1 protein-coding gene and 1 pseudogene are annotated in these 1,086 nt (G+C 41.3%); one reads left to right on the plus strand and one right to left on the minus strand.

Annotation, left to right across the window (positions count from 1 at the left end; all coding sequences use genetic code 11):
- Positions 1–151 (plus strand): annotated as a pseudogene (locus tag ACTHSL_RS12690) (IS1595 family transposase); the annotation flags it as partial.
- 26 nt (positions 152–177) lie between these two features.
- On the opposite strand, the gene ACTHSL_RS12695 reads toward ACTHSL_RS12690, so the two are convergent.
- The gene (locus tag ACTHSL_RS12695) at positions 178–954 is read right to left on the minus strand and encodes a ferredoxin--NADP reductase (RefSeq protein WP_440381667.1); all 777 of its coding nucleotides are present in this window, start codon (positions 952–954) and stop codon (positions 178–180) included.
- Between the last annotated feature and the right edge of the window lie 132 nt (positions 955–1,086).

Here is a 1,086-nt window from a genome sequence, read left to right on the forward strand (position 1 = left end):
GCTGCGCCAAGCATCGCTTGGTGCAATTTAACAGGTGCCGGAACATACGTTTTACCTGCATTTAAAAGAAACAGGGGCCCGCTTCAATCACAGGCATGATGATTTATACACAATACTGCTGAGAATGTTGCGCGGGAATCCTTTAAAATAAATTTTGTTTCCTAAGCCCCTGCTCAATTAGAAACCGTTTTCCATCAAAATTTGTCCCGGGTTCTTATTGCGATGCATAGAGAAACCCATATTCAATAAAGCCTGAAAAGTATCTCTAACCATATCAGGATTACCACAGAGCATAAAGCGAGTATGTTCTGGAGTAAAGGAAATTCCCAAAGCCTCAGACAATTGCCCTCCCGTCAATAACTCCGGCAAACGTTTGTGCAGTACTCCATCATTTCTTTCCCTCGTTAATACTGGTAGAAAACTAAATTTAGCAAAGTATTCACCAACTAAAGGATGATACGCCAATTCGTCAAGCCGATTTCTGAAAATCAATTCCTCAGCATAAGAAACAGAATGAACCAATACTAAACGTTCAAATTTCTGCCAGACCTCAGGTTGAGCCAAAATAGACAGGAAGGGAGTTATTCCCGAACCCGTACATAACATTATCAACTCTCGACCGTCTATAAAACGTTCAGGCAACAAAAAACCTGTAGCGTTCTTATCGAGCAAAATAGTGTCTCCAGCCTTCATCTGCATAAAATACGCAGACATAGTACCATCTGGAATCAAGACGGCAAAATATTCCAAAATATCAGAATACTCCGCAGACATAATGGAATAAGCACGCCAAATATAGCCATTCCCATCACGAAAGCCTAAACGAGAAAATTGTCCTGCTGAAAATCTGTAAGTTTCCGGACGACTAATCGTAAAAGTAAGCAGCTTCGGCGTATGACGTGTGACATCTAATACGATTTCTTCCGTAAATTTACTTTCTTGCAAACTTGACATGATTTTCCTAATCTTGCTATTCAATAGGGCTCGTAATAATCACTACACAAAACAACCTATCCACCGAACCGAATCGGCCATCCCTACTTAGCCGTATTTTTCCCTGCTGCAGGTTGGGCGGCAGGTTTTTCG

Origin of the sequence: Neisseria sp. P0008.S010, assembly GCF_051962715.1 — a bacterium.
In the GTDB taxonomy this organism is placed as follows: domain Bacteria; phylum Pseudomonadota; class Gammaproteobacteria; order Burkholderiales; family Neisseriaceae; genus Neisseria; species Neisseria elongata.

What these genes read in the sequence shown, in the direction of transcription:
- ACTHSL_RS12695 (WP_440381667.1), bottom strand. Translation starts at nt 954, where the DNA reads ATGTCAAGTTTGCAAGAAAGTAAATTTACGGAAGAAATCGTATTAGAT.